Raw genomic sequence first — 19,133 nt, forward strand, 5'->3', positions numbered from 1 at the left:
GTACGGTCTCAAGCTGCCTGTCGGGCCGTGACGAACGCCGCAAGGCTGGCCACGTTGGTGAAATGATTGCGGGTGTCCTTGGCGTCGGCATCGATCTTGATGCCGTAGGTTTTCTGGATCGCCAGGCCCAATTCCAGGGCGTCGACCGAGTCCAGGCCCAGGCCTTCGCCGAACAGGGTCTGATCGCTGCCAATATCGTCGGCGCTGATGTCTTCCAGGCCCAGGGCCTCGATGATCAGCTCTTTTATCTCGTGCTCAAGGCGGTGTTGGTCGCTCATCTTCGGCGAGCTCCTTAATGAAATAGTGATGCAGGTAATCGTTGAGCTTGCGTGAAGCCTGGGGCGCGGGGCCGAGCGCGGCAAACGCTTGTGGCTCTATATCGGCCCCCACGCGCAAACTGAAGTGAAATCGACGTTTAGGGATGCGATACCAGGGTTCGGCCTTGGTCAGGGTGGTGGGGCTGACCTTGATCACCACCGGGGTGATGATTGTCGCACCGCGCAGGGCAATGGCTGCGCCACCGCGATGAAAGGCAGGCGCCGCGCCCGGCGTGGTGCGGGTGCCTTCGGGAAAGATGATCAGGGTCTGGCCGGCGCGCAGGGCGTCGGCAGCCGCGTCGAGCATGTCGGCGCTGCCGTCGTTGCTGATATAGCCGGCATCGCGCACCGGGCCGCGGGTGAACGGGTTCTGGAACAGGCTCTGCTTGACCACGCAGTTGGTCTGGCGCATCAGACCGATCAGGAACACCACGTCGATCAGCGACGGGTGGTTGGCGACGATCATTTGCCCGGGGCGCCCAAGCTTGTCGGCGCCCTCGACGCTGAACGTGAGGATGCCCAGGGATTTCATCAAGCGGATAAAGAACCAGAACAGGCAACTGATGGTGTGGCGTGCGCGCCGCTGGTGCTGCGTGGCGTCGCCCGGCAGACAACTGAGCAGCGGAAACACCAGCAAACGCAGGCACAGCCCGCCCACGCCGAACACAAAAAAACTCGCGGCGGTGGCGAACAGGCGCCAGTAGTAGGCGTCCCGGGGCTTGTCGGTCAGGGCTTGCGTTGCCAGTTCCATACGCGGTTCTTCCAGGCATGTTGGCAGGCGCCCTGTTCGGTCAACAGGGTGCGCAGCAGGTTCAGGGCGTGGGGCCACTGGGCGATGGTGGAGGGTTGGACAGTGCCGGTGGTGAGTTCCAACTGCCACTCGTCGCCCGGGGTCAGCAACAGGCCGAGGGCATAAGGGAATGGCACGTCATCGATCCAACCGGCGTAGGCTTCGGGCGGCTGTTCTTCGGTGATCACCAGCAGCACCGCCGGGGCCCCTTCATTGAGCAGTGCGGCGGCTTCGAGCAGGCCATGCTCCAGGCCATCGCCTGCGGCGGCGAGGGCGGTCATTTCAGTGGTTTCATTGCGCAGGATCGACCACAGGCCGATCACTGCGTTGTGCACCGACAGGCTGAACTGGGTCGGCGACAGCGGCTGGTCGTTGGCCAGGTCGGTCAGAATATCGAAAGTGCGCGGGGTTTCGCCGTGCCGGGAGATAAACACCAGGGGCAAATCCTGCAAGCCCTCGGCCAGTGGCCAGCCCACACTGAAGGCCATGCGCGCCAGGCGGCTGAGGCGGCGGCGTTGCATCGCTGGCAAAAATGACACATCCGGCGAGGCTTCACTGACAGGCAGCAACACCGGGGCCCGGCACCAGGCGTGCCAGTCGTCCGCAGTCTCCAGGCCAGGAGCCCAGGCGCGCCATTGGGCGATGTTGAAGTTGATCACTGAGAAGTTATCCCGCCCCTGCGGGCTTCCATGTGCGGCCGGTAGCCCCGAATACCGGGACAGGCAGCGATGGCCGAATGGCGCGCATTATCCCGGTGCCGTGGGGTTCTAGCAAATATTGGTGAAAATTTGTTCACTGTTGATCACAAATAAGTTGGAAGAATTTACAGATTGTCGGTGATCCATGAACGAGCGGGATTGTCGGAGCCTTCCTATTCATTTGTGAGACAGATGCCGCGCTCGTGGTGTTATGCAGCTACACATGGATGAAGGAGGTAGCTAACAGGCGCTTTTGCGCTCTACACTCGGGCATTCATTGATACACGGAGGTTTTTCCATGCGGCGTGTGGTGTTCAATCAGAAGGGCGGCGTTGGCAAGTCCAGCATCGCCTGCAACCTGGCGGCCGTCAGCGCCAGCGAAGGTTACCGGACCCTGTTGGTGGACCTCGATGCGCAAGCCAACTCGACCCAGTATCTCACCGGCTTGACCGGCGACGATATTCCCATGGGAATCGCCGACTTTTTCAAGCAAACCCTGTCTTCCGGGCCGTTTTCGAAGAAGAACAAGGTGGATATCTACGAAACGCCGTTCGACAACCTGCACGTGATCACCGCCACCGCCGAGCTGGCAGACCTGCAGCCCAAGCTCGAAGCCAAGCACAAGATCAACAAGTTGCGAAAGCTGCTGGATGAGTTGAGCGAGGATTACGACCGGATTTATCTCGATACCCCACCCGCGCTGAATTTCTATGCGGTTTCGGCGCTGATTGCCGCTGATCGTGTGTTGATTCCCTTCGATTGCGACAGCTTTTCGCGCCAGGCCCTGTATGGCCTGCTGGCGGAAATCGAAGAGCTCAAGGACGACCATAACGAGGGCCTGGAAGTGGAAGGTATTGTGGTCAACCAGTTTCAGGCCCGGGCGAGCCTGCCGCAGCAGATTCTGGATGAACTGATTGCCGAAGGGTTACCGGTGCTGCCGGTGTACCTGGCCAGTTCGGTGCGTATGCGTGAGTCGCACCAGGAGAGCAAGCCGCTGATCCACCTCGATCCACGGCACAAGCTGACCCAGCAGTTTGTGCAATTGCACAACCTCTTGGAAAACGCCTGATCTCAAGTGCCACACAGATCCAATGTGGGAGGGGGCTTGCTCCCGATGGCAGTAGGTCAGTCAGTAGATATTTGGCTGATACATCGCTATCGGGAGCAAGCCCCCTCCCACATTTTGATTGCATTTCAGTCGGGGATTGGATTTGTCCCACATAGGCTGTAGGACCAGTCTGGCATTGGGACTTGTGCCTTGTAACCTTGCCTACAGCTACGCCAGAATCCGCCGGCTTGTGCGTCTGGATGGGCGTCTCTAAGGTTTGCCGGTCGCTGAATGTTCAGTGATCGGGTTTAGTAGCCCGACCGACCAAAGCATTTGTACCGCTCCAAAAGCATGGCGTTTATCGCCTATCTGATGGTGGCTGTATGCAGGGCACCCTCGGGTGCGCCGGTCTTTGCTTTGTTCCCCGGTCTACTAACCTGCGTACAGCTGCCACCCTTCGTTTAGTAGCGAAACGGTAGTGGCCCTATCAGGGAACAAATGCATGTCTATCAGCCTTTTCAATGTGTCGCCCAACCTGCCCACCGAAGCTCTAGTTCTGAACAGCTACGAAACCTTCTCTTCCGTGCGCACGCTATTACTCAACTTGTCCAACGATCTCACAGGCGAACACCGCGATGTGGCCCTGGCTATCCACCAGTTAAGCGAACTGGGCGTCATGCTGGTCGCCCAGATGATGGACCGCGAAGCCCCACTCCCCCAAAGCTGAAACGCGGTCAAAAATGTGGGAGGGGGCTTGCTCCCGATGGCGGTGTGTCAGTCACCTGATAAGCTGACTGGTCCACTGCTATATCGGGAGCAAGCGCCCTCCCACACTGTCCAGCGGTGTTCTGAAGGGGTGGTTATACGCCCTGACTACGCAACCAGCTCATCAGCTGCGGCAACGGAAAGGCCCCACTCTGGCGCGCTACTTCGCGGCCGTTCTTGAACAGAATCAAACTGGGAATCGAACGAATCCCCAACTGCGCCGACAGCTGCTGATTAGCCTCACTGTCCAGCTTCGCCAACCGGCACTTGCCTTCAAGCTGTCCGGCGGCCTGTTCGAATACCGGCGCAAACGACTTGCACGGCCCGCACCAGTCGGCCCACACATCGACCAAGAGCGGCAGGTCGCCCTTGATCTGGCTGGTGTAGTCGCCTTGTTTCAATTCAAAGGGCTTGTTCAACAACACCGGCTGCTTGCAACGCCCGCACTTGGGCGCATCACCCAGGCGTTCGCCTGGGATGCGGTTGAGGCCGTTGCAATGAGGGCAGGGGATTACAAGTGGTTCGGACATCGGAGGCTCCTGGAGTCTGGCCAATAGATGTATTTGGTGCCGGGAGTGGGGTTTATCAAGGTTAGATACAGCGACTTATTCGCTCACATTTTCGCCCGCTGCGGGATGATTCGCGTGGCTAGGCTTTTTGTTGTGCGCCACCGGTCTGTTTGCGGCTATAGCAAATTGCGATAGTTCGAATTCAGGCTTAACCTTCATAGCAAGATGCGATAAGGACGTTGCATGCGAGTCATCAGTGAAAGCAGGATCTGGGAAGCAAAGGGAAAATGGCCGCGCTCGGCAACCGCCCTGGATCAGTGGTATCGCGTGATCAAGCGCAACGCCCCCAAGGACTTCGCTGCGATGAAAGCCATGTTTCCCGCCACGGACAAGGTAGGTGAATTTCATGTGTTTGATATTGGCGGTAACAAGCTGAGGTTGATTGCGTCGGTGCAGTATCGAATGCAGCGCGTTTACATCAAGCACCTGCTTGACCATCGCGATTATGAGAAGGACAAATGGAAGGAAAAAATCAGATGAGCGCACTTATGCGAGTGGCGGCAGAGCACTGGCAATTCGTTTCACCTGTGCTGCGCAAGCCGGAAAACGAGGCAGACTACGACGCACTGGTGTGCGGTTTGGATGAGTTGTTGAGCATGGTGGGTGAAGACGAGGACAGCCCACTGATGAGCCTGGTCGATATTCTGAGCGACTGGATCGAAGCTTATGATCGCGAGCATCGCCCAATGCCTGTCGCCAGCGGGGTCGATGTGCTGCGCTACATGATGCGCGAGCACAACCTCACCCAGAGCGACCTTCCGGGGGTCGGGGCGCAATCAGTCGTCTCTGAGGTATTGAGCGGAAAACGCCAGCTCAACGTGCGCCAGATTCGTTGGCTGGCCGAGCGTTTTGGGGTGTCTGTGGAGACCTTTATCTAAGGGGTCAAGACGAACAACTGATCTCCAAATGCTTGCCCCAATCCGGCGGCCGCTGCGCGTACTGCTCCATTCCCGCTTGTTCCTCAAACGGTTTGCAAAGCACCTCATGCAGCCGTCGCACTTCGCTGTAGTCCCCCGCCTCGGCGGCGGCAATGGCGTTTTGTGCCAGGTAGTTGCGCAGGATATAGAGCGGGTTCACCGCATGCATGCGCTCACGGCGCTGTTCCTGGCTGTCATCCCCATCTCGCGCAACACGAGCTTTGTATAGCTCGGCCCAGGCATCAAACCCGGCCAGGTCGACAAAGTCATCGCGCAACCGCTTCACTGCAAGCTCGGCGGACTCATCGCCCAGGCGCCGGAAGAACAACGTGTAGTCCACGCCACTGTTCTGCATCAGCTTGAGCAAGCCCTCCACCAGCTTCTGGTCATCGTCTTCGGCGGTGATCAGGCCCAACCGGCGGCGCATCAGGTCCAGGTAGTGGGCCTGGTAGAACGGCAAGTACAGGCCAAGCGCTTCTTTCAAGGCGTCAACGCTGATAAACGGCGTAAGCGCCTGGGCCAGCGCGCTGAGGTTCCACTGCCCGATCGGCACTTGGTTACTGAATGAGTAACGCCCCTCATGATCGGAATGGTTGCAGATGAAGTGCGCATCAAAGTCGTCAAGGAACGCAAACGGCCCGAAGTCGAAGGTGATGCCCAGGATCGACATGTTGTCGGTGTTCATCACGCCATGGCAAAAACCATACGCCTGCCATTTGGCGATCATCTCGGCATTGCGCTCGACGATTTCGCGGAACATCGCCAGGTACGGCTCAGGCTGCTCGCGGCATTCGGGGTAGTGCAGGTTCAGCACGTGCTCGGCCAGCTCGGCGTGCTGTTCGGGTTTCTTGGTGTAGTAGAAGTATTCGAAATGCCCGAAGCGGATATGGCTCTGGGCCAGACGCAGAACCATGGCGCCGCGTTCCTGTTTTTCACGCCATACCGGGGTGCTCGAGCCGATCACGCACAGGGCGCGGCTGCTGGGGATGCCCAGCGCATGCAGGGCTTCGGAGGCGAGGAATTCACGAATCGAAGAGCGCAACACCGCACGCCCGTCGCCCATGCGTGAATAAGGCGTCATCCCGGCGCCCTTGAGGTGCAGGTCCCAATGCTCGCCGGCCTGGTTGTACACCTCGCCCAGCAGTAGCCCACGGCCATCACCCAGTTGCGGCGTGTAGCCGCCGAACTGATGCCCGGAATAGACCATCGCCCGAGGTTCTGCCTCGGCCCACAGCTTGTGGCCGCCAAACAGTTCGGCAAATACCGATGTTTCGGCCACGACCGGGTCGAGGTCCAGCAGGGCCATGGCGGCCTTGCTTGCTACCACCAGGCGCGGTTCGTCCAGGGGCTCTGGCAATACGTGGGTAGAGAACGCGTCGCCCAGACGTGCGAAGCGGTTGTCGAAGGTCAGTTCGTCGAGGGCTTTCACCGGCCATCTCCAGCAGAATGTCCGAGCATTCTGCTGGGGATAGGGCGTTTAGTCGAGTTTGCTCGGTGGCGGCTCCGGCGCATCCACCACTTTGCCCGCGGGTGGCTCCGGTGCGTCGGGCTTATCGAGGGGCTCGGCAATGGTCTTGCGCTCATCGTCGGCCGGCACCAGTTTGTACTCCTGGCCGTGGAGGTTTTTCAGGTAGATCTCCATCTGCCGGAACGAGATGTTGATGTGCTGTTTCTTGAACTCACGGTTGATAAAGCGGTTGACCTCATCCAGCACCGGGTTGCGATCGCCGAGGTCGCGTACGTGCATGCGCAGCTCGTGGTCCAGGGTGCTTTCGCCGAAGTTGAGGAAGTACACATGGGGTTCGGGCTCTTTCAGTACCCGTGGGTTTTCCCGTGCGGCCTTCAGTAACAATTCCTTCACCAGGTCCAGGTCTGAGCCGTAGTCCACCCCGAGTTTGAGGGTCACCCGAGTGATGGTGTCTGTCAGCGACCAGTTGATCAGTTGCCCGGTAATGAAGGTCTTGTTCGGGACAATGATGTCCTTGTTGTCGAAGTCGGTGATGGTGGTGGCGCGAATGCGGATCTTGCTCACCGTCCCCGACAGGTTGCCGATGGTGATGGTGTCACCAATGCGTACCGGGCGTTCGAACAGGATCATGATGCCGGAGATGAAGTTGGCGAAGATCTCCTGCATGCCGAAACCGAGGCCCACCGACAGCGCGGCCACCAGCCATTGCAACTTGTCCCAGCTCACACCGAGGGTAGAGAGCGTGGTCACAAAGCCCACGCCGGCAATGATGTAGGACAGCAAGGTGGTGGTGGCGTAGGCGCTGCCCTGGGCCAGGTCCAGCTTGGACAGCACCAGTACTTCCAGCAGGCCGGGCAGGTTGCGCGCCAGGGCGAAGGTGATGCCGATGATGATCGACGCGCCGAGCAGGTCACCGATGCTGATAGGCACCATGCTGATATTCGCACCGGTACCGCTGGTGTATTCGTACAGGGTGACGTTATCCAGGTAGGAAAATACCGAGATCAGGTCCGACCACACCCAGTACAACGCCGCGATAAAGCCGCCGAGCAGGGCCAGGCGGATCAGGCGCAAGGATTGTTCATTGACCTTTTCGATGTCCAGTATTGGCTCTTCCACCACGGCCTCGCCTTCACCGGCGTCCTTGGCGGCCTGGCGTTTGGCCAGCGCCCGGGCGTAGGCCAGGCGCCGGGCGGCGACGCTTAGCCAACGTACAAAGGTGGCCTCGATCACCAGCCAGAGCATCAGCAAGTACAGAGTGTTGATCAGCCGGTCGCTGAGTTTCAGTGCGGTGTAGTAGTAGCCAAAGCACACGGCAATAAACAGCGCCACCGGCAGGGCGGTGAACAGCAGCCCGATGGCCTTGCGAAACAGCGAGGCTTTTTCGTGGGTTGGGCTGTTGAGCAGCAGGCGGCTCAGCAACCATGCCATCAGCGCATAGCAGGTGAGCACCACGGCGATGCCCAGCACGTCTTCGGCCAGTGCCGCCGGCTGGTGCTCGGCAATCGCAACCACGGCCACCAAGGCCAATACCACCAGGCCGAGCTTGCGCACCCAGCCTTGCAGGAACTCGACCTGGGGCTTTTCCCAGCGAAAGTGCAGTTCGGCTACACCGCCCGGCGCCAGGATCCGGTAGGCGGTGTAGAACACCAGCCACGCCTGGGCGATCTGCAGCAGGGCCGAGCCCAGGTTGGCGTTTTGCCCGCGGGCGTCAATCTGCAGCGCATAGCCGCACAGCGCCAGGCCCAGGGCCACCGGCATGGCCAGCAGGACATTGATCAGGATGGCCTGGGGCGTGTGCCACTGGCTGTCGCGCTTGAAGTGGCCGATGTCCAGGTGCACCTTTTTCAGGCGCACATACAGCGCACTGCGTCGCCACAACAGCGCGCCGATCAACAGCAGCAGCGGCAGGAACAGCAACGGGCGCTGGGTCAGGCCGTCATACAGTTCGCTGACACTGGACGCCCAGGGCAGGGTGGCGACTTGCTTGCTCAGGTGCGCCGGCACGGTTTCCAGCCATTCGGTGTCCAGCGGCTTGTTGCTCGGGATCCAGAACATTTGCTCATCAAGCGTGGCGCGCAGGGTCGTGGCGGTGCTGAGCAGTTGTTTCTGGTTCAGTTGCAGGGTGATGGATTCGTTAAGCAGTGCACTCAGCTCGCGGCCCAGACGTTCGAGCAAGTCACTGCGGGTAATGGCCAGCTCCAGCAAGGTGCGACGCAGTTGTGGGGTGACCTCGTCCGGCGGCTGGTCGGCCAGCAGCTTATCCACATAGGCGCTGGGGGAGCTGATCAATTCGCGCTGCTGATTGACCTCGAACTGGTACAGGCGAATGTTGGCGATATCGTCGGCCAGGTCGCGGTCCACGGTAAGGCGTGGCAGGGCCTGTTTCTGTTTATACAGAATCTTGGACAGCAGCAGGCTGCCCTTGAGCACGTTGATCTGCTCATCCAGGGCCGAATCGCTTTGGTTGACCGTGTCCAGTTGCTGCTTGGTCTGCAGGTTCTTCTGGGTCAGATCATTGAGACGGTCAGTGCTCTTGAGCAGGTAGTCGGACAGCTTCAGGTTATCTGCGCTTTCCTTGGCAAGGATGCTGCTGCCGCCGGCTTTCTGCGCTTCGATGGACTGTTGGGTCACGGTTTGCTGGGACTGGGCCAGGCGTTTCTGGTTGATCAGGGTTTGCAGGTCCTGGATTTCCTGCTCCAGGCGCGCGGTTTTTTCCTGGATCAGGTCATGCTGGCTGTTGCCCAGGTCTTGCAGCTGGCTGTTGCCGGCCAATTCCTGGCGGCGCAGTGGGATCAGTGCATTCAGGGCCGCCAGCTCGGCGTTCAACTGGTTGCGCTGGTCGCCACTGAGGGCCTTGCCGTTGTCTTTGCCGAGCTTGAGCGTGGCGTTGATCTGCTGGATGCGCGTCTGGCTGCTGCTGATTTCGGTCTGGGCGCGCTCGGGGCGGGTCTGGGCAGCGATGGTCAGGCTGTTGGCCTCGGCCAGCTCTTTTTGCAGATCGCCTTGCTGGGTGGTGCGCTGCACCAGCAATTGTTCGAGTTGCGGCACCGGTAGGGTGGCGTAGCGTTGGGCAACCGGGATGACCTTGGTGGCCTTGAGCCGGGTCAGCTCACGCTGGTTCTCGGTGGTCTGGCGCGGTGCCTCTTCCAGCTGGCGCTTGAGGTCGGCCAGGCGCTGTTCGTAATCCTGCTTGTTGCCCAGGTAGGTCAGGGTCTGCTGCAGGATCGCCTGCAATGCCTTCATGTCGGCGTCGGGCAGCTTGCGATCGGGCAGTTTATCCAGGTTTTGCTGGATGGCGTCGGCGCTGGGCGGGTCGGCGGCGTGTACGTTGCCGACACAAAGGGTCAGGCCCAGCAGGGCAGTGGCGAGAAAAGTGCGCAGGGTTGGCATAGAGACCGGTCTTGCAAGGTGAAGAATCGGGGCGTTATTGCCCCGCAGTTTAGAGGAAGAGTCCGGGGCCCGGGCGACTTCCTTCGGGGAATCTGACGCCGACTTTGCCTATCTTGTTCCCGTCCATGACCGCGACGGTCCAGATGGTGTTGTTCCATTCCACCTGGTCGCCTACCACCGGTGCGCCGCCGACCTTCTGGGTAATGAAGCGGCTCAATGGCATGTCTGGGTCGATACCCTCCAGCTTGAGCCCGTACAGGGCTGAAACCGCGCCCAGCTGGGCGTCGCCTTCGAGCACGAAGTCGCCGAAGAAGCGCAGATCGAGGCCGCGCTGCGGTGCCTGGCTGAACAGTTTGCCCAGGGCCGGCAGGTTGTGTTCATGGCCGATTACACAGAGCAGATCGTCGACTTCAAGCACCGTACTACCCGACGGATGGAGCAGTTGCTGGCCCCGGAACAGCGCGGCGATGCGCGTGCCTTCGGGCATTTTCAGCTCGCGCAGGGCTGCACCGATGCACCACTTCTCCGCGCCCAGGCGGTACACGAACAGCTCCCACTCGCTGGTGACGTGCACTTCCAAGGCTGCGCGAGAAATCGGCGCCGGGTCCGGCGGTACGGTGACTTTGAGCAACTTGGCCACCCACGGCAGGCTGGTGCCCTGCACCAGCAGCGAGACCAATACGATAAAGAACGCCAGGTTGAAGTACAGCTGTGCATGGGGCAGGCCGGCCATCAGCGGGAACACCGCGAGAATGATCGGCACCGCGCCGCGCAGGCCGACCCAGGCGATAAAGGCTTTTTCGCGACCGTGGAAGGCCTTGAACGGTAACAGGCCGACCATCACCGACAACGGCCGCGCAAACAGGATCATCCACAGCGCCAGGCCCAGGGCCGGCAAGGCGATGGGCAGCAGGTCATGGGGCGTGACCAAAAGGCCCAGCACCAGGAACATGCCGATCTGCGCCAGCCAGGCCATGCCATCGAGCATGTGCAAAATGCCATGGCGGCTGCGCACCGGGCGGTTGCCGATCACCAGCCCGCACAGGTACACGGCCAGGAAGCCGCTGCCGTGCAAGGCGTTGGTCAGGGCGAAGACAAACAGGCCGCCGGCAATCACGAGGATCGGGTAGAGGCCGTTGGCCAGGTTGATACGGTTGACCAGCTGCAGCATCAGCCAGCCGCCGCCCAGGCCCACCAGGCCACCGATGCCGAACTCACGGATAAGGTGCGTGAGCAGGCTCCAGTGCAGGCCGGTCTGGCCGCTGGCGAGCATGTCGATCAGAGTGACGGTGAGAAACACCGCCATCGGGTCGTTGCTGCCGGATTCGATTTCCAGGCTGGCGCTGACCCGTTCGTTGAGACCCTTGCCGCCTAGCAGCGAGAACACCGCTGCGGCGTCCGTGGAACCGACGATGGCGCCAATCAGCAAGCCCTGGATGATATTGAGGTCGAACAGCCAGGCCGCGGCCATGCCCGTGAGGCCGGTGGTAATCAACACCCCCACCGTGGCCAGGGACAAGGCCGGCCACAGCGCCACACGGAAGCTCGCCACCCGTGTACGCAACCCGCCGTCGAGCAGAATCACGGCCAGGGCGAGGTTGCCTACCAGGTAGGCGGTCGGGTAGTTATCGAAAATGATGCCGCCGCCATCGACACCAGCGGTCATGCCCACGGCCAGGATGATCACCAGGATCGGGATACCCAGGCGGGACGAAAGGGAGCTCACCAGAATGCTCGCACTCACCAGCAACGCGCCGATCAAGAACAGGCTGTTGATGGTCGTCGCATTCAAAGGCAATACTCCAGAGCAGGGAAGACGGGGGCGCAAACTGACCATGCAGTCTGCGTGCCAGGGATTCTAACCTGTTGAATTGCTGCACTGTCAAAAAGCTTTTTCTGAATTTTCGCGGAAGCAAATGTGGGAGGGGGCTTGCCCCCGATGACGGTGGGTCAGCTACAGATAAGTTGACTGATATACCGCAATCGGGGGCAAGCCCCCTCCCACATTTTCAAGTGCAGTCAGTTAGAGACGGAAGCGGCCTACCATCCCGTTCAGGTCCACTGCCAGGCGCGACAATTCACTGCTCGCGGCGCTGGTCTGGCTGGCGCCCGTAGCGGATTGCACCGACAGATCGCGAATATTCACCAGGTTGCGATCTACTTCCCGCGCCACCTGGGCCTGTTCTTCCGCCGCGCTGGCGATGACGAGGTTGCGCTCGTTGATCTCGACAATCGCGGTGTTGATGGTATCCAACGACATGCCCGCGCCTTTGGCGATGTTCAGCGTCGATTCGGCCCGCTCGGTGCTATTGCGCATCGAATCCACCGCATGCTCGGTACCCGTCTGGATGCTGCCGATCATGCGCTCGATCTCGCTGGTGGACTGCTGGGTGCGGTGGGCCAGGGCCCGCACTTCATCGGCCACTACGGCGAAACCGCGCCCGGCTTCCCCGGCCCGTGCGGCTTCAATTGCCGCGTTCAGGGCCAGCAGGTTGGTCTGGTCGGCCAGGCCGCGAATCACGTCCAGCACCTTGCCGATATCCCGCGATTCATTGGCCAGGTCGCCGATCAAGGAGGCGGTGGCTTGTACATCGGCGCTCATGCGTTCGATGGCACTGACGGTTTCCTGCACCAGGTCACGACCGTCACCGGCGGAGGTGGTGGCGTTGCGCGAGGCCTCGGACGTGCTGACCGCATTGCGGGCAACTTCTTCCACGGCGCTGGTCATCTCGTTGACGGCGGTGGCGGCTTGTTCGATTTCATTGTTTTGCTGGGTCAGGCCGCGGGCGCTTTCGTCGGTGACGGCGTTCAGCTCCTCGGCAGCAGAGGCCAGTTGCGTGGCGGAGCCGGCGATGCGCTGCAGGGTATCGCGCAGCTTGTTTTGCATCTTGGCCATGGCGGCCAGCAGGCGGCCGGCTTCGTCGTTACCGTCCACGGTAATCGGACGCGTCAGGTTGCCTTCGGCGACTTCTTCCGCCGCTTCAAGGGCGCGGGCGATGGGCAGGGTGATGCTGCGGGTCAGCAACCAGGCAAACAGTACTGTCAGCGCCGTGGCAACCACCAGCAGGCCCACTACCAGGTTAAAAGCCAGGTCGTATTGGTCCTTGGCTTGCTGGTTGGTGTCATTGGCCATCGTATTGTTGATTTCCAGCAAGCGGTTGAGCACCGCGTTGACTTGCTCGGAGTTGTTCAGCAGCTCGGTGTTAAGCAGGGTGCGCAACTCGTCAGTCTGGTTGGCGCGCGACAGGCTCTTCATGCGCTCTTCAATCTGGTGGTACTGGCCCAGCAGGCGCACGTACTCATTGTAGGTAGAACGCTCTTCGCTGCTTTCGATCAGTTTCTCGTAGACGCCCTGGGCGGTATGGATCTGCTGGTTGCGCACATCGAAGGCTTCCAGGGTTTTTTGCTGAACATCAGGCTCGCGGTTGGTCAGCAAACGGTACGACAACACGCGCAAGCGCAGGGTCAGTTGGGTGAACTCGTCGAGGGCACGAATGCTGGGCACGCTGGCCGAGGTGATGTCTTCGGTAGCTGCACGGATCTTGCTCATCTGGTTGAGCGCGAACACACCGAGCAACAACATCAGGGCGCCAATAAACGCAAAGCCGAGGAAGGCCCTCGGAGCGATATTCATATTACGAAGTGACATGCTGGAATCCTGGGGGAAAGCGCGATCCATGCGGCCGTGAGACGAGGTGTGCATCCGCTATCGGCCATGCGACTAAAGTCTTAAAGGGCTGCGCGCTTTTGTCGCACCTGACGAGGGGTTGGACGGATTCAGGAACCAGATCGGGTAAATGCAGTCACTAAGGCTCGAAAGTGCGGCTCGCCCCCTGAATAATCGGGCTGCACGCCGGGGATAGCCCTGGCATCCGAGGTGAATTTTCTTTATCGTCACCGCCCTTTTTAAATGCCCGAGAAATCAAAATGTTAGAAGCATCCCTCAGTCAATTGGAACAACTGGTCAGCGACCTCGTACAACAGAATCAAGAGCTGCTGGGCAGCAACGAATCCCTCAAGGCCGAACTGGCCCGTGCCAAGGATGAAAACGACAGCCTGCAACTGAACCTGATGGAGCAGGAAGAAAAGCACGGCGCCACTGCTGCTCGCATCCAGGCACTGGTTGAGCGTGTGAGTGCAGGGCCTGTCAGCGCATGAATGAGGGGATAAAGGTCGTTTCGATTCTCGGTGAGGATTACTCGATCAAGGCACCGGCCGGCGAAGATCAGACCCTGATGCATGCCGTGACCATGCTCAAGGCTTCCCTGGCGGTTACCAAGAAAAAGTACCCGACCCTGATCGGTGACAAATTATTGGTATTGGCCGCGCTGAACCTGTGTGCCGAGCAGATCGAAATGCAGCAGGCGCACCAGCAGGAACTCGACCGTTACCAAGAGCAAGTCAGCGCCACGGTCGATGTGATTTCCAAGGTGATCGGGCAGCCCTAGAACCAGTCATCTTGCATTCCCAGGCACGTATCGTCGCGTGCCTCCAGAATCGCCAGTTCATGATGGCAGCCTGGTACTTCCCAAGTCAGGAAGTACCGGGCGGCCTGGAGCTTGCCCTTATAGAAGGCCGCATCGGCCGCATTGCCTTTGGCCAGCCCTTCTTCGGCGCGGATCGCCTGTTCCAGCCAGCGCCAGCCGACCACCGTATGCCCAAACACTTTCAAGTACAGTGCCGAGTTCGCCAGGCTGCTGGTGACCTTGCCCAGGGCGAGATCGGTCAGCAGGCCAATGGTGACGCTTTGCAGTCGATTAACCAGTTGCTCTAATGGCTCCCGTAGTGCAGTAAGTGACGGGTACTGCTGCGCCCGTGTACCGGTCTCGGCGATCAAGCGGATCAATTGTTTCAAACCGGCTCCCCCGTTCTGCGCCAATTTGCGCCCGAGCAAGTCCAGGGACTGGATACCGTGGGTGCCTTCGTGGATCGGGTTCAAGCGGTTGTCGCGGTAGTACTGCTCCACCGGGTATTCGCGGGTGTAGCCATGGCCACCGAGGATCTGGATTGCCAGTTCGTTGGCCTTGAGGCAAAACTCCGAGGGCCAGGATTTGACGATAGGCGTGAGCAGGTCGAGCAGTTCGTGGGCTTGCTTGCGCTCGGCGTCGGCGGGCAGGGTGGTGGTGTCGTCGAATAGCCGCGCCGCGTACAGGCCGAGGTCGAAGGCGCCTTCCACATAGGCTTTCTGGGTCAGCAGCATACGCTTGATGTCGGCATGCTGGATGATCGACACCGGCGCGGTGCTCGGGTCCTTGCTGTCCGGCAGGCGGCCTTGGGGGCGTTCGCGAGCATAGTCCAGGGAGTAGAGGTAGCCGGCGTAACCGAGCATCACCGCACCCATGCCCACGCCAATGCGCGCCTCGTTCATCATCTGGAACATATAGCTCAGGCCCTGGTGCGGCTTGCCCACCAGATAGCCGACACAATTGCCGTGATCGCCGAAGTTAAGCGCGGTGGACGTGGTGCCGCGCCAGCCCATCTTGTGGAACAGCCCGGCCAGCAGCACATCGTTGCGAGCGCCCAGGCTGCCGTCATCGTTGACCAGGAACTTAGGCACGATAAACAGCGAAATACCTTTCACGCCAGCAGGGGCGTCGGGCAGCTTGGCCAACACCATATGCACGATGTTTTCCGACAGCGAGTGGTCGCCGCCGGAAATGAAAATCTTGTTGCCCTTGAGCCGATAACTGCCGTCAGCCGCAGGTTCTGCACGGGTACGAATATCCGACAGGGATGAACCAGCATGGGGCTCGGTCAGGGCCATGGTGCCGAAGAAACGCCCGTCGATCATCGGTTGCAGGAAGCGTTGTTTCTGCTCTTCGGTGCCAAAGCTTTCGATCAGGTTGGCGGCGCCCATGGTCAGGAATGGGTAGGACGTTGACGCGGCGTTGGCTGATTGAAAGTGGGCAAAGCAGGCTTGGGACAGCAAGGTCGGCAACTGCATGCCGCCAGCCTCGAAACTGCGGGCTGCGTTAAGGAAGCCGGCTTCCAGGAAAGCGTCCACGGCGGGTTTGACGTCCGGAATCAGGATCGCCTGGCCGTTTTCATAGCGTGGCTCGTTTTCGTCGTTCTTGCGGTTGTGAGGGGCGAAGTACTTTTCTGCGATGTTGCGCGCCGTGCTGATGGCAGCATCGAAGGTTTCGCGGTTATGTTCGGCAAACCGCTCGCGCTGGGTCAGGCCCTCGGCATCGAGAACTTCGTACAGCTCGAAAGCCAGGTTGCGGGAACTGAGCAGCGATTCGGACATGGCGGCTTACCTTTGGAGGAATTGGCCTGAGTCTAAGCGCGTGAATATAGGCTGGATAGCAAGATTGATCTGGGTGATGGAAGGGCAAAACGCAGGCAGGTAATTGAAGTGCAGTCAATGTGGGAGCCCCCACCACATCTTCGATGTGACGCTGTCGCGCAGCAAACTAGGGAGCTTGCTCCCGTGGCGGCCTGACAGCCGAGCAGGATGTTGGTTTTCGTCCTGGGTACATATCCGTTATTTGGGCAACGGCCACTTATGGTTCCGCTTTTACAGCCAGCCCTTTCAAGGTCTTTGGAAAAAGCCCCAAAACATGATCGTTTTTTGACCAAAAGAGATGCTGGCTGAGCCAAATTCAACTCGTTTATTTCTTAATTTCAGCCTGGAATTGGCGTAGGACGCGATTTAGGCAAAGACCTTGAAAGGGCTGGCTTTTACAGCGGCTCACTTTTGAAAAGCGCAAAAGTAAGCAAAACGCTCTTGCCCCACCACTCGGCACCTCGCTTAGGCTCGGTGTGCCCGTAATCCGACAGGGATTTGGGGGGCCGCCGCCACGCGCCATCCATGGCGCGGGGCGGCTAAACCGGCATCCCTGCCGGTTTACCCCCCAAATCCCTGTCGAATTCCGGCCAGCGTGGTTTAACGGGGCGCCTTAGATCAAAAACACAGCGAGGCGGCCTTATAGCCGACCTGATCGTTGAAGTGTGCGCGTACCCCTGTGGGAGCGGGCTTGCCCGCGAAGGTCGTTAACGATGACGCGGGAAACCAGAAAGAACGCGGCGTTCTCAGGTTTTTCGCGAGCAAGCTCGCTCCTACAGTAAAGCAGACGCGCCGCCAGCGTATCTGCGATGCGCAGCGAGTCGCTCTTGATCTTGCTTTTGATCTTAGGCGCCCCGTTAAACCACGCTGGCCGAACGCAGGCTTGAATCCGTGGGTAACCCGGCAGGACGCCGGGTTAGCCGTCCTGGGCCAGGGATGGCCCATGACGGCGGCCCACGGATTCAAGCCTTCGTTCGGGCACACCGAGCCTAGGCGAGGTGCCGAGTGGTGGCCCCCGGTGTCAGGATAGTTGTCGCCTCTCCTGATTTACCCCCAAAAAAGCATACCGAGGGCGGAAAGAGACAGGTTGTGACGTACTATTCACCCGAACGTAAAGCCACATTGCTTAAGATGTTGCTTCCCCCGCTGAACCTGACGGTAGCCGAAGTTTGTCGCCGTGAAGGGGTCAGCGATGTATCGCTGTATACCTGGCGCAAGATGGCCAGTGTCCAAGGAAGCAAAGTGCCAGAAGATATATCGCTTTCTGATAAATGGTCTGCTGAGGCCCGGTTGACCGCTGTCATTGAAACAGCCAGCCTGACGCAACTTGAATTAGGTGAGTACTGCCGTCGAAACGGCCTTTACCCCGAGCAGATCAATGCTTGGCGTCAAGCCTGTATTAGCGGTCAAGAGGCGGTGCAGATCCAAAAAATGGCTGACCATGAGCAGACGCGTAAAGACAAAAAACGCATCCTGGAGCTGGAGCGCGATCTGCGCCGTAAAGACGCTGCATTGGCCGAAACCGCAGCGTTGTTAGTGCTGCGAAAAAAGCTCAACGATTACTGGGGGACCGACGGCGAGGACAACTGACTTCTTTGCCGGAACGGCAGTTGTTGGTGGGTTGGTTGATTGAAGCCATCGTCGCAGGCGCCCGAAAATTACGCGCTTGCCAAGAGGTTGGACTGTCGCTGCGAACCTTGCAGCGCTGGACTCAGGCGCCAGAGTTACAGGCCGATGCGCGCACCACCACCTTGCGGCCCAAGCCGCGTAATGCGCTGAGTGAAATTGAAAGACAAGCCATCGTAACCCTGTGCAACAGCCCGCTATACGCCCATTTACCTCCCAGCCAGATCGTTCCGCGCCTGGCAGACGAAGCACGGTATCTGGCGTCGGAAGCTACGTTTTATCGCATCTTGCGAGCAGCCGGCCAACAACACCACAGAGGTCGTAGTCGACGACCTCGGCGCGTAGTAATGCCGACAACGCACGCAGCTCAGAGGCCTAATCAGGTGTGGTCGTGGGACATCACGTATCTTCCTTCGCCCATACGCGGTAAGTATTTTTACCTGTATTTGATCGAAGATATTTACAGCCGCAAGGCGGTAGGTTGGGAAGTTTATGATGAAGAAAGTGGTGAAAAAGCTGCTGCGCTGTTGCAACGTAGCGTGATCAATGAGAAGTGCCTGCGTGAGCCCTTGGTATTGCACTCTGATAACGGAGCGCCAATGAAATCGGTGACGCTGTTAAGCAAAATGTATGAGCTGGGTATCACGCCTTCTCGCGGTCGTCCACGTGTAAGCAATGACAACCCGTATTCGGAATCACTGTTTAGAACATTGAAATACTGCCCGCAATGGCCCTTGGAAGGCTTCGCCAGCTTAGACGCTGCACGGACTTGGGTGAGGGATTTTATGCGGTGGTACAACAGCGAACACAGGCACAGCCGGATCCGCTTCGTCACCCCATCAGAGCGCCATGGAGGGAAAGATCATCAGATACTGGCGCTGCGTCATGAGCTGTATGAGCGGGAGCGCCGGAAAAGACCTGAACGGTGGTCAGGACAAACACGTAACTGGGAACCAGTAGGAACGGTGCTGCTGAATCCGGATAGGGAACAGCAGACCGAACAAAAAGCGGCATAGCAGACGGTTGACGCGACAACTACCTTGAAAAACGCCGGTGGGGCAAGAGCGTTTTGCTTACTTTGCCGCTTTTGCAAAGTGAGCCGCCGTAAGGGCGGAACCTATAGTGGCCGTTACCTAAGCAACGGATATGTACTCGCCCCAACAACCCAACAACCCGGTCACATCGTCGACGTAGCGCCGTCGCGCAGCAACCCGGGCCGCCTCCAAAATATCCGGTGTTAAGACTAAATTTTAACT

At 59.4% G+C, this 19,133-nt stretch carries 16 protein-coding genes and 2 pseudogenes; 8 read left to right on the plus strand and 10 right to left on the minus strand.

What is annotated here, in order from left to right:
• Window positions 1-8: 8 nt before the first annotated feature.
• From QYQ93_RS03075 to QYQ93_RS03085, 3 genes are read right to left on the minus strand one after another with little or no spacing between them, the layout of a single operon-like run.
• Window positions 9-278: a phosphopantetheine-binding protein gene (locus QYQ93_RS03075; RefSeq protein WP_043047212.1), complete on the minus strand. Its 270-nt coding sequence runs from the start codon at window positions 276-278 to the stop codon at window positions 9-11.
• Window positions 256-1,068, minus strand: a complete 813-nt coding sequence (locus tag QYQ93_RS03080; RefSeq protein WP_217881286.1) for a lysophospholipid acyltransferase family protein — start codon at window positions 1,066-1,068, stop codon at window positions 256-258. The genes QYQ93_RS03075 and QYQ93_RS03080 overlap by 23 nt, the downstream gene beginning before the upstream one ends.
• Window positions 1,044-1,766 carry a beta-ketoacyl synthase chain length factor gene (locus tag QYQ93_RS03085; protein ID WP_043047210.1) on the minus strand — a complete coding sequence of 241 codons (723 nt, stop codon included), beginning with the start codon at window positions 1,764-1,766 and terminating at the stop codon, window positions 1,044-1,046. Before QYQ93_RS03085 ends, QYQ93_RS03080 begins: the two co-directional genes overlap by 25 nt.
• 337 nt (window positions 1,767-2,103) lie before the next feature.
• On the opposite strand from QYQ93_RS03085, the gene QYQ93_RS03090 reads away from it, so the two are divergent.
• Entirely contained in the window at window positions 2,104-2,874 is a 771-nt protein-coding gene (locus QYQ93_RS03090; protein WP_043047209.1) for a ParA family protein, read from the plus strand.
• Window positions 2,875-3,355: 481 nt separating this feature from the next.
• Window positions 3,356-3,580: a DUF6124 family protein gene (locus QYQ93_RS03095; protein WP_043047208.1), complete on the plus strand. Its 225-nt coding sequence runs from the start codon at window positions 3,356-3,358 to the stop codon at window positions 3,578-3,580.
• A gap of 133 nt (window positions 3,581-3,713) precedes the next feature.
• Here the strand turns inward: QYQ93_RS03095 and trxC are convergent, their stop codons facing one another.
• The gene (gene trxC, locus QYQ93_RS03100) at window positions 3,714-4,148 is read right to left on the minus strand and encodes a thioredoxin TrxC (protein ID WP_043047207.1); all 435 of its coding nucleotides are present in this window, start codon (window positions 4,146-4,148) and stop codon (window positions 3,714-3,716) included.
• Window positions 4,149-4,370: 222 nt separating this feature from the next.
• Between trxC and QYQ93_RS03105 the strand changes: the two genes are divergently transcribed.
• On the plus strand, window positions 4,371-4,667 hold the full coding sequence (locus QYQ93_RS03105) for a type II toxin-antitoxin system HigB family toxin (RefSeq protein WP_043047206.1): 297 nt from the start codon (window positions 4,371-4,373) through the stop codon (window positions 4,665-4,667).
• The gene (locus QYQ93_RS03110) at window positions 4,664-5,065 is read left to right on the plus strand and encodes a helix-turn-helix domain-containing protein (RefSeq protein ID WP_217881289.1); all 402 of its coding nucleotides are present in this window, start codon (window positions 4,664-4,666) and stop codon (window positions 5,063-5,065) included. Before QYQ93_RS03105 ends, QYQ93_RS03110 begins: the two co-directional genes overlap by 4 nt.
• Window positions 5,066-5,069: 4 nt before the next feature.
• Here QYQ93_RS03110 and selO read toward each other — a convergent pair whose 3' ends face one another.
• The 5 genes and pseudogenes from selO to QYQ93_RS28500 all read right to left on the minus strand — a co-directional run.
• Window positions 5,070-6,533: a protein adenylyltransferase SelO gene (gene selO / locus QYQ93_RS03115; protein WP_043047204.1), complete on the minus strand. Its 1,464-nt coding sequence runs from the start codon at window positions 6,531-6,533 to the stop codon at window positions 5,070-5,072.
• 48 nt (window positions 6,534-6,581) lie between these two features.
• Window positions 6,582-9,965 (minus strand): mechanosensitive channel MscK, encoded by a 3,384-nt coding sequence (gene mscK, locus QYQ93_RS03120; RefSeq protein ID WP_043047203.1) that lies wholly within the window; start codon window positions 9,963-9,965, stop codon window positions 6,582-6,584.
• Window positions 9,966-10,014: 49 nt separating this feature from the next.
• The gene (locus QYQ93_RS03125) at window positions 10,015-11,757 is read right to left on the minus strand and encodes a potassium/proton antiporter (RefSeq protein ID WP_005784108.1); all 1,743 of its coding nucleotides are present in this window, start codon (window positions 11,755-11,757) and stop codon (window positions 10,015-10,017) included.
• Window positions 11,758-11,988: 231 nt separating this feature from the next.
• The gene (locus QYQ93_RS28495) at window positions 11,989-12,861 is read right to left on the minus strand and encodes a methyl-accepting chemotaxis protein (RefSeq protein WP_372804090.1); all 873 of its coding nucleotides are present in this window, start codon (window positions 12,859-12,861) and stop codon (window positions 11,989-11,991) included.
• A gap of 30 nt (window positions 12,862-12,891) precedes the next feature.
• A pseudogene (locus QYQ93_RS28500) lies at window positions 12,892-13,668 on the minus strand (MCP four helix bundle domain-containing protein); the annotation flags it as partial.
• A gap of 224 nt (window positions 13,669-13,892) precedes the next feature.
• Here QYQ93_RS28500 and QYQ93_RS03135 point away from each other — a divergent pair.
• Complete coding sequence (locus QYQ93_RS03135; protein WP_003187970.1) at window positions 13,893-14,123, plus strand: hypothetical protein; 231 nt, start codon at window positions 13,893-13,895, stop codon at window positions 14,121-14,123.
• Window positions 14,120-14,413 carry a cell division protein ZapA gene (locus tag QYQ93_RS03140; RefSeq protein WP_043047201.1) on the plus strand — a complete coding sequence of 98 codons (294 nt, stop codon included), beginning with the start codon at window positions 14,120-14,122 and terminating at the stop codon, window positions 14,411-14,413. The genes QYQ93_RS03135 and QYQ93_RS03140 overlap by 4 nt, the downstream gene beginning before the upstream one ends.
• On the opposite strand, the gene QYQ93_RS03145 is transcribed toward QYQ93_RS03140, so the two are convergent.
• Window positions 14,410-16,212 carry an acyl-CoA dehydrogenase gene (locus QYQ93_RS03145; protein ID WP_338476312.1) on the minus strand — a complete coding sequence of 601 codons (1,803 nt, stop codon included), beginning with the start codon at window positions 16,210-16,212 and terminating at the stop codon, window positions 14,410-14,412. The two genes, QYQ93_RS03140 and QYQ93_RS03145, sit on opposite strands and share 4 nt — an antisense overlap.
• Window positions 16,213-16,909: 697 nt before the next feature.
• Here QYQ93_RS03145 and QYQ93_RS03150 point away from each other — a divergent pair.
• Together QYQ93_RS03150 and QYQ93_RS03155 are read left to right on the plus strand one after the other, a co-directional pair.
• Window positions 16,910-17,032, plus strand: a pseudogene (locus QYQ93_RS03150) (outer membrane lipoprotein carrier protein LolA); the annotation flags it as partial.
• Between the two features lie 308 nt (window positions 17,033-17,340).
• Window positions 17,341-18,893, plus strand: a protein-coding gene (locus QYQ93_RS03155) for an IS3 family transposase (protein ID WP_124421718.1) whose coding sequence is annotated in 2 segments (ribosomal slippage) — window positions 17,341-17,803 and window positions 17,803-18,893 — 1,554 coding nt in all. Because the reading frame shifts where the segments join, the coding sequence is not laid out codon by codon here.
• The last annotated feature ends 240 nt before the right edge of the window (window positions 18,894-19,133 follow it).

Source organism: Pseudomonas khavaziana, assembly GCF_036704165.1.
In the GTDB taxonomy this organism is placed as follows: Bacteria; Pseudomonadota; Gammaproteobacteria; order Pseudomonadales; family Pseudomonadaceae; genus Aquipseudomonas; species Aquipseudomonas khavaziana.

Bases quoted from the DNA above. Each gene is read 5' to 3' on its own strand.
- QYQ93_RS03075 (WP_043047212.1), bottom strand. From the start codon at position 278: ATGAGCGACCAACACCGCCTTGAGCACGAGATAAAAGAGCTGATCATC.
- QYQ93_RS03080 (WP_217881286.1), bottom strand. From the start codon at position 1,068: ATGGAACTGGCAACGCAAGCCCTGACCGACAAGCCCCGGGACGCCTAC.
- QYQ93_RS03090 (WP_043047209.1), top strand. From the start codon at position 2,104: ATGCGGCGTGTGGTGTTCAATCAGAAGGGCGGCGTTGGCAAGTCCAGC.
- QYQ93_RS03095 (WP_043047208.1), top strand. From the start codon at position 3,356: ATGTCTATCAGCCTTTTCAATGTGTCGCCCAACCTGCCCACCGAAGCT.
- trxC (WP_043047207.1), bottom strand. From the start codon at position 4,148: ATGTCCGAACCACTTGTAATCCCCTGCCCTCATTGCAACGGCCTCAAC.
- QYQ93_RS03105 (WP_043047206.1), top strand. From the start codon at position 4,371: ATGCGAGTCATCAGTGAAAGCAGGATCTGGGAAGCAAAGGGAAAATGG.
- QYQ93_RS03110 (WP_217881289.1), top strand. From the start codon at position 4,664: ATGAGCGCACTTATGCGAGTGGCGGCAGAGCACTGGCAATTCGTTTCA.
- mscK (WP_043047203.1), bottom strand. From the start codon at position 9,965: ATGCCAACCCTGCGCACTTTTCTCGCCACTGCCCTGCTGGGCCTGACC.
- QYQ93_RS28495 (WP_372804090.1), bottom strand. From the start codon at position 12,861: ATGGCCAAGATGCAAAACAAGCTGCGCGATACCCTGCAGCGCATCGCC.
- QYQ93_RS03135 (WP_003187970.1), top strand. From the start codon at position 13,893: ATGTTAGAAGCATCCCTCAGTCAATTGGAACAACTGGTCAGCGACCTC.
- QYQ93_RS03140 (WP_043047201.1), top strand. From the start codon at position 14,120: ATGAATGAGGGGATAAAGGTCGTTTCGATTCTCGGTGAGGATTACTCG.
- QYQ93_RS03145 (WP_338476312.1), bottom strand. From the start codon at position 16,212: ATGTCCGAATCGCTGCTCAGTTCCCGCAACCTGGCTTTCGAGCTGTAC.